2 protein-coding genes are annotated in these 2,026 nt (G+C 68.4%); one reads left to right on the top strand and one right to left on the bottom strand.

Annotated elements, in window-relative coordinates:
- The first annotated feature begins 207 nt into the window (after positions 1-207).
- Positions 208-798, top strand: coding sequence for a dihydrofolate reductase family protein (locus UK23_RS19530; RefSeq protein ID WP_045313007.1), 591 nt, complete (start codon positions 208-210; stop codon positions 796-798).
- A gap of 10 nt (positions 799-808) precedes the next feature.
- On the opposite strand, the gene UK23_RS19525 is transcribed toward UK23_RS19530, so the two are convergent.
- Positions 809-2,026 (bottom strand): heparan-alpha-glucosaminide N-acetyltransferase domain-containing protein (locus UK23_RS19525; protein WP_045313006.1); only part of this gene is annotated, 1,218 nt, incomplete at its 5' end.

The raw sequence follows: 2,026 nt of genomic DNA, 5'->3' as shown, positions 1-2,026 counted from the left end.
ATCAAGAGTTGGCGGTACTTGCAGACGCCAACAGAGCCGACCCCTTGGAATTAACCGTCTAGTCCGATGTGAAGCGACCTCGTTGTCGAAAGCGGCGCCACGCGATCGACGTCCGGGTAGGAGTGGCGGGCGGATCGAGTTCGTCCAGTGGCCCGGACGCCACACCGGCGGCATCGCCACCGGTGTGGCCAGAGGAAGGAATCGGACATGGGTAGGACACCACTGCGGCTGTACATGTCGATGTCGCTCGACGGGTACATCGCCGGCCCGGACGACCGGCCGGGCCAGGAGCTCGGCCGCAACGGAGGGCGGCTGTTCAACTGGCTCGACGACCGGATGTCCGAGGGCGTCAACGGGCAGGTGTACGCAGAGGCCCTGGCCACCGGTGCCGTGATGTCCGGACGCCGCACCTTCGAGCTGGCCGGCCGATGGCAGGGCGACCACCACGACGGAGTGCCGATCCACGTGCTCACACACCACGTCGACCCGGCCGACGAACCTCCTGGCAGCGCGAAGTTCTACACCGACGTCAACGCGTGTGCCGACGAGGCCAGGCAAGCAGCGGGAGATCGAGCCGTGCTGGTCCACGGCGCGGGTGCGGCGCAGGCGTTGCTGGCAGCCGGGCAGCTCGACGAGCTCGAACTGCACGTTGTTCCCGTACTGCTGGGCGACGGGCGGCGGCTGTTCGCGCCGACCGGACACGACCACGTCGAACTGGAGCTCGTGCGCCGGCTCGAAGGCCGCGACGCCACACATCTGCGTTATCGCGTGGTCCATCGAGACGCGGAACAGCCATGACCGCAGGGTCTCAGCGGAGGTACTTCGCCGGTTTGGTGGCGAGGTTGAGCAGGTACTCGAGCGGTCCCCTGCGGAAGAAGCGGGACCAGATCCAGGCGAACACCACGGCTCCGAGGATGAACACGAGCACCGGCGCCCAGGACGACTGGGACTCGTTCCCCTTCGACATGGCCATGGAAGGCGACAGCACGAAGTGGCCGACGTACGCGGTCAGGGACATGGTGCCCACGGCGATCACCGGTGCGGCCAGGCGGCGCAGCAACGGCAGACGGTCGAGCGCCATCATCGCCAACACGATCACGGTGATCGCGACGCCCACACAGCCGATGATGTCGAACGGCATTCCGCTGTGCGGCCCCGAGGTCAGCAACGACCAAGCCGAACCGAACTGGCCGGACAGCTGCTTCATGTCACCGACGGAGCCGATGTCCTTCATTCCCGAACCGGCTCCCGTGGGCCGCTGCATCTCCCCGGCCGCCGCGACGCCCTCGAACAGCAGGGACAGCAGCCAGGAGGTGCCGTAGGCGAACACGGCGAGGGCGGGACCGAACACGGCCAGCCGCTTCCGCACGGCGCCGGAGGACACGTCCAGCCGGCCCAGTGCCATGCCGGCGACGATGAACGCCATCCAGGGGATCGCGGGATAGAAGCCGGTGAGCAGGAGGTCCAGCAGTCCCGCACCGCCGAGCTGGGCGAGTGAGTCGTAGGCCTTGATGGCAGCCCTGGCCGGTTCGGTGATCAGGGACTTGAGGCCGAAGGCCAGCAGCGGCCCGACGACGGCGATCCCGGCCGCGATGATCGCGAGCGCCTTGGCGTTCAGGCGCAGCAGTGGCATTGCCAGCAGGAAGAAGAGCCCGTAGGAGGCGAGGATCACCACGTCGCCGTAGAACGTGATCATCACGGTGCCCAGGACGAGCAGGACAACAGCTCGGATCGCGATCCGAGCCTTCGCCTGCCGTCCGGTCACACCCGTCTTCGGCTCGAGGCGGCCGGCGATCAGCATCAGCGAGAACCCGGCGAGGGTGGCGAACAGGGCCGACGAGCGGCCTTCCACCGCGGTCCGCACCCAGGCGCCGACGCCGTCCGTGTTGTCCGCCGAGGGGCCGAGGTGCACGACGTACATGCCGAACACGGCCAGCGCGCGGGCCAGGTCCACCCCGATCAGCCGGCCCGTCGAGGGAGCTGACGTCTCCGGAGGCGATGCCTCCGGCGCGGGTGAGGTGTCCGG

The organism is Lentzea aerocolonigenes (genome assembly GCF_000955955.1).
Classification (GTDB): Bacteria; Actinomycetota; Actinomycetes; order Mycobacteriales; family Pseudonocardiaceae; genus Lentzea; species Lentzea aerocolonigenes_A.
The sequence above is the reverse complement of the archived record's forward strand: the minus strand, read 5'-3'. Positions and strand labels throughout refer to the sequence as shown.

Excerpts from the sequence above, each read along its gene's own strand:
- UK23_RS19530 (WP_045313007.1), top strand. The coding sequence starts at position 208 with ATGGGTAGGACACCACTGCGGCTGTACATGTCGATGTCGCTCGACGGG.